Origin of the sequence: Exiguobacterium sp. LL15 (assembly GCF_024436095.1) — a bacterium.
GTDB lineage: Bacteria > Bacillota > Bacilli > Exiguobacteriales > Exiguobacteriaceae > Exiguobacterium_A > Exiguobacterium_A indicum.
Genome location: NZ_JANFNX010000001.1, coordinates 1,416,513 through 1,433,097, shown reverse-complemented (window position 1 = coordinate 1,433,097; position 16,585 = coordinate 1,416,513). Strand labels below are relative to the sequence as shown.

Below are 16,585 nucleotides of genomic sequence, written 5' to 3'. Positions count from 1 at the left end.
CATGTCTCCTTTACTGAACGATACATTCAGTATAGTGCCTAGCCTGTCATTCTTACCTAACAAAAATGTAAGAATGTGGCTGATTTTAAACAGCTGAATCGTTCTTGTATAGTAATGTCAAACGTGTCATCAAAAAATAGAGAAAAGCGGCGCTACTCGCAATTGCCTGAAAATAGAGCGGTTGAAACAGACCATTGAAGACGATTAATAAGATGCCACCAATAAGTAAGGCGATGCCTTGATTCAGGAAGAGATGTGATGTAAAGGAAAGTAGACGCGTTCGGAAGCGGAAGTAACGAATTGCGTCAGTCAGGATGCCGCCAACCGTGATGACAATTATAAACGATAGTAATGTCTCAAAAACACCTGAATAATACCCAGCGTCCGTCTCGGGCATAAGCCGCGGTGACGACGGGAGATGTTGATACAGTATCAAAAAAATCCAATTAGTCATCAGTAGTCGAAATGACAGACGGATCATGGTGTTCCTCCTTCCCGGTTTTCATGACGATGAATAGACGGGTGACCATTACATATAAAATGGCAGCGACTACGTTTCCGGTAAAACATACTGCAGGAAGCGAAGTGAACAAAATGAATGCGCCAGCAAACACGAAGACCGTACCTTGATGAACGAGGAGATGCGTCGTCCACGGTAGCGAACGTTTCGTAAAACGAACAGCTAACAGCAAGTCAGCCATCGCGATGCTGCTGAAGAACAGTAGCATGACAGCGTCCAACTGTTCATTGACCAACTGCTCCGTGTAGGACAAAAACGGCACCATCATCGTCATCGAACCAAACAAGTGGAGAAATAAAAAGAAGCTGAGGACGGTCCGACCAAGCCACCCGAATAGATAGGGGAGGAATGCCGGATACTTCCGTGCTGATTCGGAGACAAGAAGATACACCAATGCTACTCCAGAACAGAACAAGACAAAATAGAACGAAAATGGATTGGGTTGCACAAGTAGATAGAGGACGATACTTGCGAACAACGCGACGACTTGATTGAGGATGATCCGTTGTGCGAATGAGATAGTAGAACGGAATAACAGGCGCGGCAGCCCTTCTGTCAAGAGTGCGCCGATTAGGATGACTGGACCGGCAAACAGTAGACCAATCAGGAAGAAGTCGGTGAAGGACGTGCCGTATAGTGCTGGATTCCCTATCTCAAGCCCAGCAATCAGTGCGTACAAGAAAGCAAACAATATCACGGAAATGAAACTGCTCTTTACGATCGATACCATGAGATAAGTCCTTTCCGTTTGTTGCTCAAAATAATTTGTACCAATAAAGCGTCAGATTGATGTGTGGATTGACGGATTGTTTTAGGCTATCGACTCCACCAAGCACGAAGCCTTCCCGCTCGTAAAACCGGCAAGCCATCAGATTATCGTCCTGTGCTTCAAGGGATAGACCGATCAACTCACGTTGCTGTGCCCACTTCGTCGCAGCGGCGAGCAGTTGGTGTCCAACGCCTAGTTTACGAAACGTTTGTTTGACGGCGATATTCTCGATGTAGGCGAAACGGTTCCAGTCACGAACGAGACGAATCTGACCGATACAAGAAGTGCCGGAGAAGGCGAGGAGGACGATACGATCTTGATGATCAATATAAGTAGACCAATCGAGACGATCGTCTGGGAAATGGGTTTCAGTAGCTGTTTCATAAAGTTCTTCCGTATAGGACCAGGCGGTACCGGAAAACTGTGGAACGATGCGTCCGATGATCGGAAACGCGTCGTTGGCTTCATTGACGAGTGGAATGCTCTCGGGCGAGAGCGGGCGAATCGTCAGCTGTTTCGTCTCTTTCATCGTTATTCTCCTTTATGTCTATTGAGATATCCTTCACTCTCTTCATCATCTCCTAAATACTGAGAACTGTCACGAGGAGAGATACGAGAACAGGTCAATTTTTAGCTGAAAACGGGTTTTAATTTTTCTAAAAAAGGAATTGCATGAACAGGAACGAATACATAGTCAGAAGACGATGAAACATTACAGAGAGACAGCAGTAGAGGACGTGACAACATGAACATGGATACGGTCAACCAGTATCTCGATGCCTATGGATATGGCGTTATTTTCATCTTTTTATTTTTTGGCATCGTCGGGATTCCGGCACCGGAAGAATCGCTACTCGTCCTGATTGGAATCTTAAGTGGTCAGAACGAAAAACGTTTGATTTATTCAATCTTAACGGCATACGCAGGGACGTTCGTCGGTATGTTGACGGCATATAGCGCGGGGCGCTTCTTCGGACCGACCGTCTTACGATACGGTCGTTTCATCGGATTGACGAGAGAACGCTGGGAGCGGGTGTCGAACGGCTACATGGGACGGATTAATCGGACGATCATCGCCGGTCTTTATATTCCGGGCGTGCGGCAAATCAATCCGTATTTTGCAGGCATGAAGCGAATTCCGTTCGGTCGGTATTTCTGGGTGTCGGCACTTGGTTCCGCGCTATGGGTCGTTCCTTTCGTCTTACTCGGTCACTTTGCCGGAAAGACGTTTCATATCAAGCCGGAAGTCGTACCGTATTTCGGACTTGCCTTACTCGTATTGTTCCTGCTCGGTGTACTCGTCAAATGGATCAAGCGTAAACGGCTCGAAAAACGCGTCGTTTCAGGGAAAAACCAAGCGGGAAAAGAAGACTAAGCGATACTTCTTTTTAAAGGATTTTTGCGGATAGTTTGAAGGAGTGGACATACGATGCAAAAAATAGTGATCTTTCCTTTTTTAAGGATGCGATCCGGTCATCATCTCGTCGCGGAAGCCATCGCCGAACGATTGCAGGGACCAGATGTTGAAGTCAAGGAAGTAGAGTTACTCAGTACGATCAGCCCGTTCGCGGAATGGGTGACATCGAAGTTTTATCTGAACTGGATCCGACATTTCTCAAACGGTTATAGTCGTTTTTACCATCGGCATATTGCCGGGCGTTCGAGTAACGCGCGCTCAAGGGGATGGACGTCGCATTATTTCCAACAGCAGATGTTACGAATCATCCGAACGGAACAACCGGATGTCATCATCTGTACGCATGCGTTTCCATCTTATCTCTTGAATCAATTGAAGGAACGAAATCTTTGTGATGTACCCGTCATCAATGCCTATACCGATCTATTCGTCAGTCGCGTCTGGGGAAAGACGCATATCGAGTATCATCTGTTGCCGAATCGTGAGGCGAGGCGGGAATTACACGCGCACCATGCTGTACCAGAAGAGCGGTTGTTCGTGACGGGAATCCCTGTCCATCCAGCAATTTCTGGTGGTTCGATCATTCGCTCGACGCAGTCCCGCAAACAAATTCTGGTTGCTGGCGGAAACGGTGGACTCGGTCAACTCGAGACGTTGCTGACGCAAATCGAACAGTGTGCGGAAGCAGATTTTCATGTCTTGTGCGGGAACAATCAGACGCTCTATAAACAACTAGCCTCGCGACGTCATCCACATATCCATCCGCTCGCCTATATCGATTCAAGGGATGAGATGAATCAACTGTATGAACGGATGGATGCGATCGTCACGAAGCCGGGTGGCGTGACGGTTAGCGAAGCGTTCGAAAAACGTATACCGCTGTTTATTCAACACGTCCTACCGGGGCAAGAAGAGATCAATCGTACGTATTTGATGGAGAAAGGGCTTGCGTTCTCCTTTAATCAAACGGATTCACTCGCGGATGTCATCCGTCGGACGCTTGAGAACCCGGATGTCATGCATGCTTGGCAACAGGCGGTCACGCAGTATCAAAATGATTGCGTCATGGCCGATCAGCGGTTTTTCGCGGAACGAATTGCGGGTTGCCTGCAAGATCGTCGTCAAAAAGTAAATGGATAATAAGGGAGTTAGTTTACATGCGTTCACGTCTTGTCACAGCGGGAGTTCTCGCGACACTTGCTTATACGGTCGTTCCGTATATGGCGTCACGCGTCTTTGGATGGCGCGTGACGAAATCACTGGACTCACGATCCATCGCCTTGACGTTCGATGACGGTCCAGATCCTGTCTATACGACAGAACTGCTGGATCTCTTACAACAAGAAGGCATTCACGCGACGTTTTTCGTCGTGGGTCATAAAGCAGAAGCACATCCGGACCTCATTCACCGGATGCACGAAGAAGGGCATCAACTCGGGATCCACAATTATGTCCATCGACCGAACTGGTCGATGCGACCGTCGACAGTCCGGACAGGTATCGAACGGACAGCAGCAATCATTGAACGGATCACGGGCGAACGTCCGACGGTCTACCGTCCACCGTGGGGCGCACTCAATGCTGGAGATGTCCTCTGTCCTCCTTCTTACGAAATGATTCTCTGGTCGAAGATGGCGGAGGACTGGAAGCTAGAGGGCGGGAAGGCGAAAATCAAACGGCTGCTATCAAATGTGTCAGAAGGAGACATCATCTTGCTCCATGATAATGGGGATACGTTCGGTGCGGATCCACAAGCACCCATGCAGACGATCGCGGCGCTGAAAGAACTCTTACCGGAGTGGAAAGCACGTGGCTTACAGTTTCGGCGAATCGATCAAGCGTAAAGAAAGAGGACTTACCGGTTTCATGGTAAGTCCTCTTTTGCATGGATGAAGCATTGCGTGACATGTCGTCCTCGTCTGCATGACGATGATGGAGGATCTGTTTTTGCATCATCCAGCGCAGTCTACTCAATAATCGAATGCGTATGATAAAGATTAAGAACGGACCGGTTCACGGTCTTGCGTCGTCATCGCCGCCTCAGCATCGACCTCGTACAAAATGACACGGTTCCGCCCTTGTTCCTTGGCGGCATATAACGCTTCGTCGGCAAGGATATTCATCCTCTGGGCAGCGACGTGTTTCCCATGGGCGATGCCGACGGACGCTGTGATCGAGATGGCGGGAAAGCCGTCGAGCTGAAAGCGCGTGTTCGCGATCCGCTCCCGGATTCGGTTGGCAACCTTCGCGACTTTCGAAGGCGTCAAATCATAGACGAGGACCATGAATTCCTCTCCCCCGATGCGCGCCGTGATATCATGCGGACGCGTTTCTTCCTGTAAGATCCGTGCGAACTGTTGCAAGACGAGATCCCCGTTCGCATGCCCGTATGTATCGTTGACATGCTTGAAGTGGTCGATGTCGAGTGCGAGCACATTGTAGACACGTCCTTCCTCTTCAAGAAAAGCCGTCCGTTCGTCCCAAACACGGCGATTGTACAGTCCCGTCAAATGATCGAGTTCCGCTGATTGTTTGTAGCGCTGCACTTGTTCGTTGAGCAACTGAAAATCAATCGTCAATAGACTCGATAACAGTCCGACCGCCAGTCCGATCGTCCATGTCGAAGCGAGCAAACGAAGAGCGGCGTCACTAAAGCCGAGATTGATCGAGACGGCAATCGTAATCATGAACAGCGCCCAGACGTTCATGATGAGATTTTGCAAGAATGGTCGGTGGAGCAACCGTTTATGGATGAAGTACATCCCGGTGCTGATACCAAGGACTGCAAGAAACGCGACGATCGCTTGTGGTGTCCAGCCGAAGTAGAACCGGGAGCAGCCGATGATCAGCGTTGCGATGATCAGAGGCGAACGGACGCCATAAAAAGCGAGCAGGACGAGCGGTAAATGACGCAAATCCATCCGTAACGACTCGTTGACGGCGATCCCCTTAAACATCAACAGCACCCCGAGCAGCCCGGTCGCGAGACCGACGATGAGGGTTTTCAAGCTACTTGACGCAAGACGCTGACTATAGATGATTTTGGCAATCAAATAAAAGCCGGTGAAGGCGATGCAAGCATTCAATAACAACTCGGCAATGAACATCGGTTCCACATCCTTGAGTATGATACCTTCACGATAGCAGTTTGATAAAGGATGTCAACGAGAGACACTCAAAATTTTAGTAAATCAGGTAAAGACTTGCTTCGATATGATCATTTGGTAAAATAAGAGAGCTTTAGGGAAAGGGAGGGATGAGGTTGGAACCGAAACATCTAACGATTGAAGCGCGGAAGTTTGACGGACGTCCGCACTACTCGTGGGACGGAGACGTTCTTGTTCAGACGGAAGCGTATCTGCTCGTCGCGAATACGCCAGGACGGACACTTTTACATCATCGTCGCGAAGCCGTTTATACATATGACAATTATAGTCTGGAATTCTATCCGCTTGATGCTGATTTTACGGTCGGTCTCGATATAGAGCGGACGGGAGAAGTGACGTACTACTGTAACATTTGCTTACCGCCGGTACTTCAAGGAAATACCTTATCGTTCATTGATCTGGATCTCGATCTCGTCCATCGAGAGGGAGTGTGGACGGTCGTCGACGAGGACGAATTTTTAGAGAACCAACAATTGTACGACTATCCGACTGATGTGATTAAACGAGCTCGTGCATCGTTACTGAACCTACAACAGCGAATCGCGCAGCAGCAGTTTCCGTTTGACGGCTTTTTGGATCCGTTCATCCCGACCGTCCTGCAGATGAAGAGAAGGGGGAATGACACATGGAGACGATTCGTTGTCACCGGGCATTCGGTGTCTATGGATTATTGATGAAGGATGATGCCTTACTCGTCATCGACAAGAATGGTGGACCGTATATCAATCGCTATGACTTACCAGGGGGGAGCCTTGAAGAAGGGGAGACGCTCGCTACGGCGATGCGCCGGGAATTTACGGAAGAGACAGGGCTCGAGGTGGCACTCGAACGGCAGATCGGCGTCGCGGACTTCAAGCTTCCGTGGGATTGGCGCGAGTTCGAAGAAGTCCATCACATCGCTGTCTTTTATCTCGTCCGACAGACGGGTGGAACGCTGAGTATCCCCGAACAATTCGTCGGACAAGACTCACTCGGTGCGCGCTGGGTCAATGCGAGTGACGTCTCGATTGATAACGCGTCACCGCTCGTACTCGAAGCGTTTCGCTGGATCGAGGAACAGCAACTCGATCTCGAGGCACGACACTTCTCGAATTGGGACGTCTTAAAATGAACAGGAGCGCTCTTCGTTGACGGAGAGCGCTTTTTTACGTCTGCAATGTCATAAAGATGAATCGTCAGGAGTGTTGGTCAAACCAAGCAGCATCATCTGATTGGTTCGCATGTATTTTTTTCGAACAATCCTCGACTTCTTCCTGTCATATTTCCTAGAAAGGAGGAATCACCATGCAAGCCCCATATCTCCCGGTTCCCCATATGCTCTTACGGAGCGGGACGGCATTTGCGTCCGTCCATGAAAAGATGATCTATCTGATTCTTGAAAGCTTCAGCGGTCAGGATGGTCAAGCATTCCCGTCCTATCAAACGATCGCCGCCGCTGTCCCGTGCAGTAAATCGACGGTCAAGTCATGTATCCAGTCCTTGATCGCAAGCGGTCGGATCGAGAAAGTCGAACGGTTCACGAAACACGGAGGACAGACCTCGAATGCTTATCGTGTCCTGCCCCGTGTCGAGACACCGTCCTCGGCGAGTCAAGTGACGACTGCCCCCGAGGTTTCTGCTGCCTCCGAAGAAGAAGTCTTGAAGAATACGACTTTAAAAAAGGAGCTGGTGCAGCAGTACGAGACGAATCTCGGCAAGGCGACACCACGAATCGAGCAGGAATTGCTACAGCTGGCAACAGACCATCCGATTGAGCGCATCCAGTATGCGATCGAAGAAGCGGCGCGAGCGAACAGTCGTCATTTTGGCTACATCGAGCAAGTCGTCAAGCGTCTTGCGACTGGATTACCGGCTGAACGGCGGAAACGAATAACCAAACGTTCAAGAAGAGACACTTCATTATTTCAATTACCGGATTGGATGGAACAAGAAAAAGCAGCGCAACGAGTGTATGAAGCACACCAGAAGGAGAACCAGATCATACCTGACGACGCTGAAATTGCTGAACTATTACAAGGACTGACAAGGGAGGGAGCCTGATGCAACTGGAAGAAATACTCCGACGTGCCAATCAAAAACTATCCGTTCCGGGCATGCATCCGTCTGTCGTCCGGATCGCGCGTGACGCGATTCGAGAGCTGTATCCGCATGGGATCAAACTCGGTATAGCGCAAAGTTTTCGGAGCATCGCGGAACAGAACGTATTGTACGCAAAAGGACGGACGACACCAGGACCCATCGTGACGCAAGCCCGCGGTGGACAATCAATCCATAATTTCGGTGTCGCAATCGACGTCTTTCTCTATCAGGATGGAGCATTGTTCCTTTCTCCGCCAGACGCGCGACTCCGGCGGATCGTTGCAGCGATGAAACGACGCGGAATGGACTGGGGAGGGGATTGGTCTCGTTTTCCCGACTACCCACACTTTGAACTGTACGATCATGTCAGTCTAGCGCGTCATCACGTTCCAAAACAAGGACGCTATCTCCGGGAAAAAATCCAAGCACCGGAACTCGTCCGAGCCCTTGAAAAACGCTTGGGACTTGTGGTGACGGGAGTCTTTGATGCCCGATTGACGCACGCCGTTCGAACGTTCCAACAGACGTGTCGTCTAGTCGCTGACGGGATCGTTGGTCCTCAAACATGGCGTCGTCTCTTTCCGGTGTCCCCATGATTCGTCTTCAGGCGTGGATTCGCCTCTTGATTCCTCTCTATGTTTTTCTTGAGTTACTCTTACCGACGCTCGGTTTTACAGCATTGCCAGTATCGTCAAGTGACGTCGAACGGTTCGTGACGGGTCTGATCGGACTGGTCGGTCTACTCGTCGCTTGGTGGAAGAACAATGATGTGACAGAACGAGCACTGAGACGAAGGCAGTCACAGGAACAGCTGGAAAACACATCCCTGACCGATTAAGAAGGCTGGAAGCGTTTGGAATGTGCTAGCAACGGGCATTATTTCATACAAACGACTAACAGTTTGATTTCAAGACACCGATAGAAGGGATAGACTTTAGTCAATTAGAAAGAGAAAGAAAGGTCGGTCTTTTTGTGAAATGGTCAACGTTGCAGCGCTATTTGTTTTTGGCACTCTGTGCGCTATTGTTTACAAGCGTCTGGAGTTATCAAGCTTTCCTGAAAATCGAACGAGAAAATGCACGCATCTTAAACGAGGCGATTCCGATCTCGACGGAAGCAGCGGAGTTGTTTCCGGCGTTACTAAATCTTGAACTGGTCGTTCGCAGTTACATCCTCTCACCGAACGAGGCGGATCTAGCGCAGTATGATCGGACGATTGATCGGCTAGATCAAACGGTCGAACGACTCAATCAACTCGATGAGAATCATCCGATCATGCGAAAGCTCGTCCGAACGGAAGCGATTCCCCGGATCGAGACAGCCATCCGATTTTATGATGCCCAACTGGCACTCGTTCGAAACGGGGATCAAGCAGCCGCTGAGGCAAAGCGTTATCAAGGGATGCAGTTCATCGAGACGTTTCGCCCGATTGATGCCCGTCTACGGACGGACGTCAACCGAATCATCGCCGAAGCAACGAATCGTTCCGAGCAAGCATCGAGTGCTGCGAAATGGGTCATCGTCGTTGTCGCAAGCATTGCCGTTCTTGTCTTGATTGCCTTCATCCAGACGTTTCGGATGGAACGCAGTAAACGAGCCTTGATTCATCGTTCGCTTCACGACGCCTTGACCGGTATCCCGAATCGGCGGGCGTTCGATGAACGATTGGAACATCTCCTCGAAGAAGCCAAACAACAGCAGACACCACTCTCCCTGATTTTGATCGATGTCGATGCCTTTAAATCGTATAATGATACGTATGGTCATTTAAAAGGGGATGAATGTTTAAAGGAAGTCGCTCGCGTCTTGAAGCGTCAAGCACGGCATGGGCAAGTCGCACGGTACGGTGGGGAGGAGTTCACGGTCTTGTTGTCGCGTGGAGCAGAAGAAACCCGGCACATTGCAGAACGAATTCGTCAGGACATTCTCGATTTGAATATCGTACATGAACGGTATGAACCACTTTGCCGGGTCAGTGTCAGTCTTGGCTTGACGTCGCTCGTACCCGGAGCAGAGACGACGGAAAAAGAGGTGATCGACCAAGCCGATCAAGCGTTGTATCGGGCGAAAGAGAACGGTCGAAACCAAATCGGGGACATGGCAGGATAATGCTTAATCAGATGGGAATGAAGATGGGTGATACACCTGGGATTTGTTTTTGAAGAAACCTACGATATGGAAAATGCTGCTCGAATAATCTTAGATAATTTTTGTATAGATATTCAATTTCTTAGATACAGTTACGCGACGAATACCGATGGGTCACATTGGGGCGAGGAAAAAGGTCTTCCGAAAGACTGGCGTCCATTGCTGAGTCATCATTACGGGAATGCTTCGCTCGTTTTCTTTGCGTATCATGGTTTAACGACAATACCTGTTCGAATGACGATTGAAAAAGAACCAGACTGTTTCGGTTTTCAATTCGGTTTCCAAGAAGAGAATTTAACTGCGTGGTCACTCGATCAGCAGGAGACGATTTTCATGGAGGATATGCAGAGGATTGCCGACCGATCGAATGCTTTATATGCCTATTGTGATTTTGATGCAGAAATCGAGCATCCGATAACGGAACGGGAACACATCAATCGAGAATATGCGATCGTCTACTGGTCCAAGGAGCAGACTTTTTTAAAAAACGCATGGAAAATCGATGGTTTTACAGACCGATGAACACAAAAATACCCCGCGTGAGAGTTTGCTTCTCATACGGGGTATTTTAAAGTTCATTGTAAGATGACGCAATACGATCGATCGGAAATGAGAGGTGCCGATATGATGTAGACCGTTTTGACGGGAACACCCCCGACACGTGCATCGAGTTGTGTGAGCTGAGACCGAATCTTGCGGCTTAAACCATAGCGAATTTCAGTACTAAGTTCATCGACATCTTCTTGTACGTGTAAGAGAAGTTGGAACGGTTCAAGCGAAAAGATTGAAAAATCACAGGAAATCCGCGGATCTACAAATTTCTCATTCAATTCGTTCTTAATGTAATAGGCTTCTTGGGCACTGATCATCTTCTCTCACCTCACTCTCCTAATTGAAAAATTTTTCTCTACTATAGTCTATATTACCCAGTTTTCTGGCAACTAATCGTCTGATTTTGAAAAAAAGTCAATTCAGTCTGTAAAGTCCTCTAAAATCTTTTTTCAAGAGCAATCATATCTGTAAACACAAAAAAAACGCCAAGCTTCAATGCGCAAGGCGACTAGATTCAAGAAATTGATGACTGGACTTGGCAGTTCCGAAGATATCGCTCCATCGCTTGGACGAAGAAGGTCAATTGATGTGTCGAGATGACCGGCATTTTCCCATATCGCACTTCAAAGTAGAGCGGATCAACAGGAGATGGAAACGCAATCCGGTCGAACCATTCTGTTACTGTCTCGTGGGTCCGGCGTCGTAAGGAAAGCGGCAATTGTGCATTAAAGTGAGCGAGTTGTTTTCGAATCGAGTCAGCAGGCAGGTCTTTTGTCTCATAAATGAAGATTGGAAATCGTGGCGGAAGCACATACCCTGATGGATCGATACGAGGTCGACGCAACCACTGGAGATAATGCCAGAAAAACCAGCTACAAAACAGGAGAATGAGACATAGTATGAGAAGATAAGGAGGTGTCGTCACCGAAGAATCGAACCCTGTCCGGAACCATGGAGCTGGTGGATCGACTGCGCTCATCGTGACCGTGCTTTCACCATAAGACGTTCCTTCTTCGATCGTATCGAAGATCGATTCCTTTGGACCGCAACGGTCGACGCAATATGTATTCGTTGCTGGATCAATTCGTCCAAGAAGTGACGTATAGAGCGACGGAACGAATTGTTGCACGGTAAGTAGTAGTAGACAGACAAGTGGAATAAGAAGCAATAGGCGAGTGCGAAGCGTTTTCACGATAGGGACACCTCCTTTGACGAGTACGTTTAACAGACTTTCGCTACACAGTATAGCAAAAGTGGAGAGGGAATATTTTGATTTTTTCAAAAAATAGTCATTGATTTAGAAGGGAATGAAAGAGATGGATTTACGAACGAGTTACCAAGAAACGACGAAACGTTTAGATGGACATGGTAGTCGGACGGTCGGCGTGTTACAAGAAGCGTTGCAGGGCGTTGCTGCCGATCAAATGAGCGATATCTATGGTAACGGCGAATTAATCAAGACGTTTGAGCGCAAGATGGTAGACTTACTCGGACACGACGATGCGGTCTTTTTCCCGAGTGGCACGATGGCGCAACAGATTGCGCTACGTATCTGGTCGGATGAACAGGACAATCGTAAGGTCGCTTATCACCCGCTCTGTCACCTTGAGATTCATGAACAGGACGGCTTAAAGAAATTGCACGGGATAGAACCAATACTAGTCGGAGAAGCCGATCGGATGATGACGATAGACGACGTCAAAGCTTTGCCGGACGTCAGTTGTCTGTTACTCGAACTGCCGCAACGCGAACTCGGCGGATTGCTTCCGTCGCGTGAAGAACTCGAAGTGATCTGTGCGTATGCCCGCAAATAGAATATCCGTCTTCACTTGGACGGTGCCCGTTTACTTGAGGTCTTACCGTATTATGAGGCAGAAGCAAAGGACATCGCGCAACTGTTTGACAGTGTCTATATCTCTTTTTATAAGGGACTCGGCGGCGTCGCAGGAGCAATCTTAGCTGGACCAGAACCGTTTTGCCAAGAGGCACGAATCTGGAAACGTCGCTACGGCGGTGACTTGATCAGTCTATATCCGTATATTCTGTCTGCCGATTTTTATTATGAACAACGAAAAGACCGCATGGCGAAGTACCATGCAGCCGCAAAGGAGCTTGCGAGCAGTTTGAATGCGATCTCAGGCATCTCGACTCGTCCCCTTGCGCCGGTCTCGAACATGTTTCATCTCTACTTCAAGGCAGAAAAAGCAGTCGTCGAAGAAAAATTGATTGAAATCCAGTCGAACAGAAAAGTGGGTATCGCTGGTTATCTAGTTGAGAAAGATAGCGGCTGTGCGACGGAAATCAACATCGGCGACAGTTTTCTTACGTTGACGCCTGACGAGCGTGAAACAGTCTATCGTCAATTGACGGAGGCGTTCTCAGAGGATTGAACAACATCAGGAGCGGGAATCATAGGATGGAGGCGACGATAGGTGTCGACTTTTTCTGCGATCATTCGCTCCGTTTCTTGTAATGCTGCTAGTTGTGCTAAGACGTTCGCATGGTGTGCTTCAAGCAATGCGAGCCGTTCTTGCGTCGTATCCTGCTCGCCGTGAGCAAGAAACAGCGTCACGTAAGAACGGATTTGCTCGATCGGCATATGCGTTTCGCGCAAGCGGAGGACGAACCGAAGCCACGTCACATCTTGGTCGTCGTAGCGACGTTGACCGTTCTGGCGCTTCGGAAACAATAGCCCTTCTTTGTCGTAATAGCGAATCGTATGGGCACTCGTATCGGTCAATCGACTGATTTCAGAAATCGTATACATACATCTCACCTTTCTGCTTGACTTAGAGTTCACTCTAAGGATTAGACTCTCACTATACCAAATCAAAAAGGGGATATGCTACATGAAGTACACGGTCATTACAGGAGCAAGTTCAGGAATTGGATATGAGACAGCAAAACTACTCGCAGGAAAAGGCAAATCACTCGTCCTCGTCGCGCGACGGACGTCAGAGCTCGAAAAACTTCGGGATGAAGTCAAACAAATCTCACCAGATAGTGATGTCATCCTCAAGTCGGTCGATCTCGCAGATAACCAAAATGTCCATGATTTATATGAAGGACTAAAGGAACTCGAAATCGAGACGTGGATCAACAATGCCGGATTCGGCGATTTTGATCTCGTCCAGGATATTGATCTTGGAAAAATCGAGAAAATGCTCCGCTTGAACATCGAGGCGCTAACGATTCTATCGAGTCTGTTCGTCCGTGATCATCATGACGTCGACGGAACGACGCTCGTCAATATCTCGTCAGCAGGTGGCTACCGGATCGTGCCGAACGCGGTCACGTATTGCGCGACGAAGTTCTATGTCAGTGCCTATACAGAAGGTCTCGCGCAAGAACTGCAAAAAGGTGGCGCAAAACTCCGGGCGAAAGTGCTTGCACCAGCTGCGACTGAGACAGAGTTTGCGGATCGTTCGCGCGGAGAAGCAGGTTTCGACTACAGCAAGAACGTCAAAAAGTACCATACGGCGGCTGAAATGGCAGGCTTCCTGCATCAGTTGATTGAAAGCGACGCGATAGTCGGCATCGTCGACGGTGAGACGTATGAGTTCGAATTGCGTGGTCCATTGTTCAACTACGCAGGATAAAATGGAGCAAGGTCCCTTTTTCGAATGAGAAAGGGACCTTGTTTATGTAAGCATAATTGATACGAATTTCAGGAATGAATCAAAAAGGGACATCCATCATTTATTTTTTAAAGAGTTTTTTTGCTAATTTCCATACGACATAGACGACTGCGCCAATGATCAGAAGATTCATCAAGGCGCCGAAAATCATGAATTGCCCCACGAGTTAACCACCTTTACGTACTTTTTTTAGAGCGATAAGCATCCTATTTACGTTTTCGCTTTGAAAATCTCAAGCTGATAAAAAATAACGCCATCAGCACGATAGCGATGTTCACGGCTAACGTTAATCGCTCATTTTCAATCATTCGACCATTCAAGAGATTCAAGATGATAACAAGTAACATAAATGACAATAAAAAGTATTTTATGGATTTTTTTATCATAAATGACTTCCTTTTTTTGTGGTCTTATATTAGTTTATACATATCTAGTTTTTAAAACAAGGGGAATGGAATCTGGAAATACGATATTTTTGTTACTTCTACTCGGGAGTGATGGTATGAAACGAATTTATGTATGGATTACGATAGTGATGATTCTAGGAGTGGGCATCATCGGTGCTTCTGCCTATAAATCGTTTTACTATGATGAAAAACAAGAAGTCACTCAGGCAATCGATCATTATCTGAAGCAACAGGATTATATGACATATGTGAAGAACAAGGAAATTCGATACGATACGAGCACGGGTGAATTCATTGCGCAGGTCGTGTTCCAAGATGAACCGGAAAATGAATATGAGATTTATCGATCGGGATCTCATCGCTTTAAAGTCACGGGATTCAAAGACGGCGAACAAATTACGAACAAACAAGAAGGACGGTATATTTCAGAGTATTGACAGCAAGGAGTCAAGAATGGAAGTGAGATGACAAAATGAAAAACATGATCTTTTTAGGAAGCGTCGTTGCGCTACTCATGGTACTCTTTTCACTTCATTACGGATTTCACGTAATCAGTGATACAACGCTTAAAATATCTTTATTGGCTTCTCTGATCGTTGTATTGATCGCGCGGAAAAAATGGAAGATTACGTTTCTACGGCGGAATGATCTAGAGAACCTATGAAGGATTGGGAGAGATAACGTATGAGTATCAATGAATTTTTTGACTGGAAAATCAATTTAGAGGATGAACTATATGCCGTCATTGATGAGAAGGCGAGAAAAATGGTAGTGATGGGAGACTTCATCGAACTGACTGCGGTCTTGTGGTTGGATCAGAATGATGTCCTTCAGTTAAAACCGACATGGGATTGTGTCATATCCATCGATGATGCTACAAAACAAATTACGATTCGCTCGGCAGAATCACTGAACATGAAAGAAGAATGTTAAGAGGTACATAAATCGAGTTCATTCGTGCGATTGCTGAATGGGCTCGATTGTTATTTAAAATACGATATCTAATTTAATTCATGTTGAACGGAGCCAATCACTTCAACATGATGCTGGTCGTATACAGTCGTCAGTACATGATCTTCAACGATTTCATAGTTGTATGTATAGTCTGGTTCATTCGTGTATTTGATTTCCGACACGTATCTTCCGGTCTTCGACTCAAAGATCGTTTCTTTTTTTGAAATATCTTGGTCGTATCCTGATTCAACTAACATTCGTTCAATCTTGATTTCAGTCATCGTTTTAGAAACGAAGAGGTAAGTCGGATAGGCAGTTATCAAGATGACGAGAACGATAAGTGTATAGATGAGTGGACGTACTTCTTTTTTCATACAATCATATCCGTTTCGATGAAATGAATAGAGAAGCTAGGTTTTCTATATTGAAGATGAGGAGAGATATGTGATGGGAAAAAACAAAGACGAGATACCGTACTATATGAGGAACGTTCCGTTCTTCTTCCTAACGGCACTCCTCGCACCCGTCGCGGTACTACTTGTACTGCTCAATTGGGATAAGCTCTCTACACAAATGAGAAATAACCATTTAACGTTTTCAATCCTAATGACTATGTTATATATCTCAAAAATACTGCCTGACGGCTTATTTAAAATCATATTCGCGGTTTTTACGTGGATGTTGATTCTTTTTGTGACATACATCTACTTCGGTGGCGGAAGAAAAGGAGGGAAACCATGAGTAAGTATCATTTATCAAGCATTCGGTTAGTTCTTATCGTCGTCATTACGTCGTCGATCTTATATTTCGGCTTCGACTGGGAACTCGGGTATGGCATTATCTGGTTGATTGGTTTAGTAGGATTTACGATTTATCGCAACTTTGAGGCTGCTCGGAACGAAAAAATCGAAGCGCAAACGAAGAACGATTGATT

At 47.2% G+C, this 16,585-nt stretch carries 22 protein-coding genes and 1 pseudogene; 15 read left to right on the top strand and 8 right to left on the bottom strand.

Annotated elements, in window-relative coordinates; genetic code table 11:
• Positions 1–85 precede the first annotated feature (85 nt).
• From NOM72_RS07355 to NOM72_RS07345, 3 genes are read right to left on the bottom strand one after another with little or no spacing between them, the layout of a single operon-like run.
• The gene (locus tag NOM72_RS07355) at positions 86–454 is read right to left on the bottom strand and encodes a hypothetical protein (protein WP_255998485.1); all 369 of its coding nucleotides are present in this window, start codon (positions 452–454) and stop codon (positions 86–88) included.
• Entirely contained in the window at positions 447–1,250 is an 804-nt protein-coding gene (locus NOM72_RS07350; protein ID WP_255998483.1) for a hypothetical protein, read from the bottom strand. The genes NOM72_RS07355 and NOM72_RS07350 overlap by 8 nt, the downstream gene beginning before the upstream one ends.
• Positions 1,251–1,275: 25 nt before the next feature.
• Positions 1,276–1,818 carry a GNAT family N-acetyltransferase gene (locus NOM72_RS07345; RefSeq protein ID WP_255998481.1) on the bottom strand — a complete coding sequence of 181 codons (543 nt, stop codon included), beginning with the start codon at positions 1,816–1,818 and terminating at the stop codon, positions 1,276–1,278.
• A 216-nt stretch (positions 1,819–2,034) separates the two neighbouring features.
• Between NOM72_RS07345 and NOM72_RS07340 the strand changes: the two genes are divergently transcribed.
• From NOM72_RS07340 to NOM72_RS07330, 3 genes are read left to right on the top strand one after another with little or no spacing between them, the layout of a single operon-like run.
• Positions 2,035–2,664 (top strand): DedA family protein, encoded by a 630-nt coding sequence (locus tag NOM72_RS07340; protein ID WP_255998479.1) that lies wholly within the window; start codon positions 2,035–2,037, stop codon positions 2,662–2,664.
• A gap of 54 nt (positions 2,665–2,718) precedes the next feature.
• Positions 2,719–3,846, top strand: a complete 1,128-nt coding sequence (locus NOM72_RS07335) for an MGDG synthase family glycosyltransferase (RefSeq protein ID WP_255998477.1) — start codon at positions 2,719–2,721, stop codon at positions 3,844–3,846.
• A 17-nt stretch (positions 3,847–3,863) separates the two neighbouring features.
• Positions 3,864–4,550 (top strand): polysaccharide deacetylase family protein, encoded by a 687-nt coding sequence (locus NOM72_RS07330; protein WP_023468177.1) that lies wholly within the window; start codon positions 3,864–3,866, stop codon positions 4,548–4,550.
• A 153-nt stretch (positions 4,551–4,703) separates the two neighbouring features.
• On the opposite strand, the gene NOM72_RS07325 is transcribed toward NOM72_RS07330, so the two are convergent.
• Entirely contained in the window at positions 4,704–5,813 is a 1,110-nt protein-coding gene (locus NOM72_RS07325) for a GGDEF domain-containing protein (protein ID WP_255998469.1), read from the bottom strand.
• 155 nt (positions 5,814–5,968) lie between these two features.
• On the opposite strand from NOM72_RS07325, the gene NOM72_RS07320 reads away from it, so the two are divergent.
• From NOM72_RS07320 to NOM72_RS07290, 7 genes are all read left to right on the top strand, one after another.
• Positions 5,969–6,547, top strand: a complete 579-nt coding sequence (locus NOM72_RS07320; RefSeq protein ID WP_255998467.1) for a DUF402 domain-containing protein — start codon at positions 5,969–5,971, stop codon at positions 6,545–6,547.
• Positions 6,499–6,984: an NUDIX hydrolase gene (locus tag NOM72_RS07315; protein ID WP_255998465.1), complete on the top strand. Its 486-nt coding sequence runs from the start codon at positions 6,499–6,501 to the stop codon at positions 6,982–6,984. The genes NOM72_RS07320 and NOM72_RS07315 overlap by 49 nt, the downstream gene beginning before the upstream one ends.
• Positions 6,985–7,157: 173 nt before the next feature.
• Positions 7,158–7,913: a helix-turn-helix domain-containing protein gene (locus NOM72_RS07310; protein WP_255998463.1), complete on the top strand. Its 756-nt coding sequence runs from the start codon at positions 7,158–7,160 to the stop codon at positions 7,911–7,913.
• Complete coding sequence (locus NOM72_RS07305) at positions 7,913–8,548, top strand: M15 family metallopeptidase (protein WP_255998461.1); 636 nt, start codon at positions 7,913–7,915, stop codon at positions 8,546–8,548. Before NOM72_RS07310 ends, NOM72_RS07305 begins: the two co-directional genes overlap by 1 nt.
• On the top strand, positions 8,545–8,790 hold the full coding sequence (locus tag NOM72_RS07300; RefSeq protein ID WP_023468184.1) for a phage holin: 246 nt from the start codon (positions 8,545–8,547) through the stop codon (positions 8,788–8,790). The genes NOM72_RS07305 and NOM72_RS07300 overlap by 4 nt, the downstream gene beginning before the upstream one ends.
• A 134-nt stretch (positions 8,791–8,924) precedes the next feature.
• A complete protein-coding gene (locus tag NOM72_RS07295; RefSeq protein WP_023468185.1) occupies positions 8,925–10,061 on the top strand; it encodes a GGDEF domain-containing protein in 1,137 nt (378 codons plus the stop codon).
• Positions 10,062–10,127: 66 nt separating this feature from the next.
• Positions 10,128–10,622: an Imm64 family immunity protein gene (locus tag NOM72_RS07290; RefSeq protein WP_255998454.1), complete on the top strand. Its 495-nt coding sequence runs from the start codon at positions 10,128–10,130 to the stop codon at positions 10,620–10,622.
• 53 nt (positions 10,623–10,675) lie between these two features.
• Here the strand turns inward: NOM72_RS07290 and NOM72_RS07285 are convergent, their stop codons facing one another.
• Both NOM72_RS07285 and NOM72_RS07280 read right to left on the bottom strand, forming a co-directional pair.
• A complete protein-coding gene (locus NOM72_RS07285) occupies positions 10,676–10,969 on the bottom strand; it encodes a hypothetical protein (protein ID WP_023468187.1) in 294 nt (97 codons plus the stop codon).
• A 197-nt stretch (positions 10,970–11,166) separates the two neighbouring features.
• Positions 11,167–11,844: a hypothetical protein gene (locus tag NOM72_RS07280; RefSeq protein ID WP_255998452.1), complete on the bottom strand. Its 678-nt coding sequence runs from the start codon at positions 11,842–11,844 to the stop codon at positions 11,167–11,169.
• A gap of 124 nt (positions 11,845–11,968) precedes the next feature.
• On the opposite strand from NOM72_RS07280, the pseudogene NOM72_RS07275 reads away from it, so the two are divergent.
• Positions 11,969–13,042, top strand: a pseudogene (locus NOM72_RS07275) (threonine aldolase family protein).
• Here NOM72_RS07275 and NOM72_RS07270 read toward each other — a convergent pair.
• A complete protein-coding gene (locus tag NOM72_RS07270; RefSeq protein ID WP_255998450.1) occupies positions 13,012–13,419 on the bottom strand; it encodes a MerR family transcriptional regulator in 408 nt (135 codons plus the stop codon). The pseudogene NOM72_RS07275 and the gene NOM72_RS07270 overlap by 31 nt on opposite strands.
• Positions 13,420–13,501: 82 nt before the next feature.
• On the opposite strand from NOM72_RS07270, the gene NOM72_RS07265 reads away from it, so the two are divergent.
• The 3 genes from NOM72_RS07265 to NOM72_RS07255 all read left to right on the top strand — a co-directional run bounded on the left by NOM72_RS07265 (position 13,502) and on the right by NOM72_RS07255 (position 15,630).
• Complete coding sequence (locus NOM72_RS07265) at positions 13,502–14,251, top strand: SDR family NAD(P)-dependent oxidoreductase (RefSeq protein WP_255998448.1); 750 nt, start codon at positions 13,502–13,504, stop codon at positions 14,249–14,251.
• 427 nt (positions 14,252–14,678) lie between these two features.
• Positions 14,679–15,134 carry a DUF3139 domain-containing protein gene (locus NOM72_RS07260; RefSeq protein WP_370688675.1) on the top strand — a complete coding sequence of 152 codons (456 nt, stop codon included), beginning with the start codon at positions 14,679–14,681 and terminating at the stop codon, positions 15,132–15,134.
• Positions 15,135–15,381: 247 nt separating this feature from the next.
• Positions 15,382–15,630 (top strand): hypothetical protein, encoded by a 249-nt coding sequence (locus NOM72_RS07255; protein ID WP_055967891.1) that lies wholly within the window; start codon positions 15,382–15,384, stop codon positions 15,628–15,630.
• A gap of 68 nt (positions 15,631–15,698) precedes the next feature.
• On the opposite strand, the gene NOM72_RS07250 is transcribed toward NOM72_RS07255, so the two are convergent.
• Positions 15,699–16,025 carry a DUF3139 domain-containing protein gene (locus NOM72_RS07250; RefSeq protein ID WP_255998444.1) on the bottom strand — a complete coding sequence of 109 codons (327 nt, stop codon included), beginning with the start codon at positions 16,023–16,025 and terminating at the stop codon, positions 15,699–15,701.
• Positions 16,026–16,388: 363 nt separating this feature from the next.
• On the opposite strand from NOM72_RS07250, the gene NOM72_RS07245 reads away from it, so the two are divergent.
• Positions 16,389–16,583: a hypothetical protein gene (locus NOM72_RS07245; RefSeq protein WP_023468199.1), complete on the top strand. Its 195-nt coding sequence runs from the start codon at positions 16,389–16,391 to the stop codon at positions 16,581–16,583.
• Positions 16,584–16,585: the final 2 nt, after the last annotated feature.

Excerpts from the sequence above, each read along its gene's own strand:
- NOM72_RS07245 (WP_023468199.1), top strand. The coding sequence starts at position 16,389 with ATGAGTAAGTATCATTTATCAAGCATTCGGTTAGTTCTTATCGTCGTC.
- NOM72_RS07270 (WP_255998450.1), bottom strand. The coding sequence starts at position 13,419 with ATGTATACGATTTCTGAAATCAGTCGATTGACCGATACGAGTGCCCAT.
- NOM72_RS07340 (WP_255998479.1), top strand. The coding sequence starts at position 2,035 with ATGAACATGGATACGGTCAACCAGTATCTCGATGCCTATGGATATGGC.
- NOM72_RS07290 (WP_255998454.1), top strand. The coding sequence starts at position 10,128 with ATGGAAAATGCTGCTCGAATAATCTTAGATAATTTTTGTATAGATATT.
- NOM72_RS07355 (WP_255998485.1), bottom strand. The coding sequence starts at position 454 with ATGACTAATTGGATTTTTTTGATACTGTATCAACATCTCCCGTCGTCA.
- NOM72_RS07310 (WP_255998463.1), top strand. The coding sequence starts at position 7,158 with ATGCAAGCCCCATATCTCCCGGTTCCCCATATGCTCTTACGGAGCGGG.
- NOM72_RS07335 (WP_255998477.1), top strand. The coding sequence starts at position 2,719 with ATGCAAAAAATAGTGATCTTTCCTTTTTTAAGGATGCGATCCGGTCAT.
- NOM72_RS07305 (WP_255998461.1), top strand. The coding sequence starts at position 7,913 with ATGCAACTGGAAGAAATACTCCGACGTGCCAATCAAAAACTATCCGTT.
- NOM72_RS07325 (WP_255998469.1), bottom strand. The coding sequence starts at position 5,813 with ATGTTCATTGCCGAGTTGTTATTGAATGCTTGCATCGCCTTCACCGGC.
- NOM72_RS07330 (WP_023468177.1), top strand. The coding sequence starts at position 3,864 with ATGCGTTCACGTCTTGTCACAGCGGGAGTTCTCGCGACACTTGCTTAT.
- NOM72_RS07260 (WP_370688675.1), top strand. The coding sequence starts at position 14,679 with ATGACTTCCTTTTTTTGTGGTCTTATATTAGTTTATACATATCTAGTT.
- NOM72_RS07315 (WP_255998465.1), top strand. The coding sequence starts at position 6,499 with ATGGAGACGATTCGTTGTCACCGGGCATTCGGTGTCTATGGATTATTG.
- NOM72_RS07345 (WP_255998481.1), bottom strand. The coding sequence starts at position 1,818 with ATGAAAGAGACGAAACAGCTGACGATTCGCCCGCTCTCGCCCGAGAGC.
- NOM72_RS07255 (WP_055967891.1), top strand. The coding sequence starts at position 15,382 with ATGAGTATCAATGAATTTTTTGACTGGAAAATCAATTTAGAGGATGAA.
- NOM72_RS07300 (WP_023468184.1), top strand. The coding sequence starts at position 8,545 with ATGATTCGTCTTCAGGCGTGGATTCGCCTCTTGATTCCTCTCTATGTT.
- NOM72_RS07350 (WP_255998483.1), bottom strand. The coding sequence starts at position 1,250 with ATGGTATCGATCGTAAAGAGCAGTTTCATTTCCGTGATATTGTTTGCT.
- NOM72_RS07265 (WP_255998448.1), top strand. The coding sequence starts at position 13,502 with ATGAAGTACACGGTCATTACAGGAGCAAGTTCAGGAATTGGATATGAG.
- NOM72_RS07250 (WP_255998444.1), bottom strand. The coding sequence starts at position 16,025 with ATGAAAAAAGAAGTACGTCCACTCATCTATACACTTATCGTTCTCGTC.
- NOM72_RS07285 (WP_023468187.1), bottom strand. The coding sequence starts at position 10,969 with ATGATCAGTGCCCAAGAAGCCTATTACATTAAGAACGAATTGAATGAG.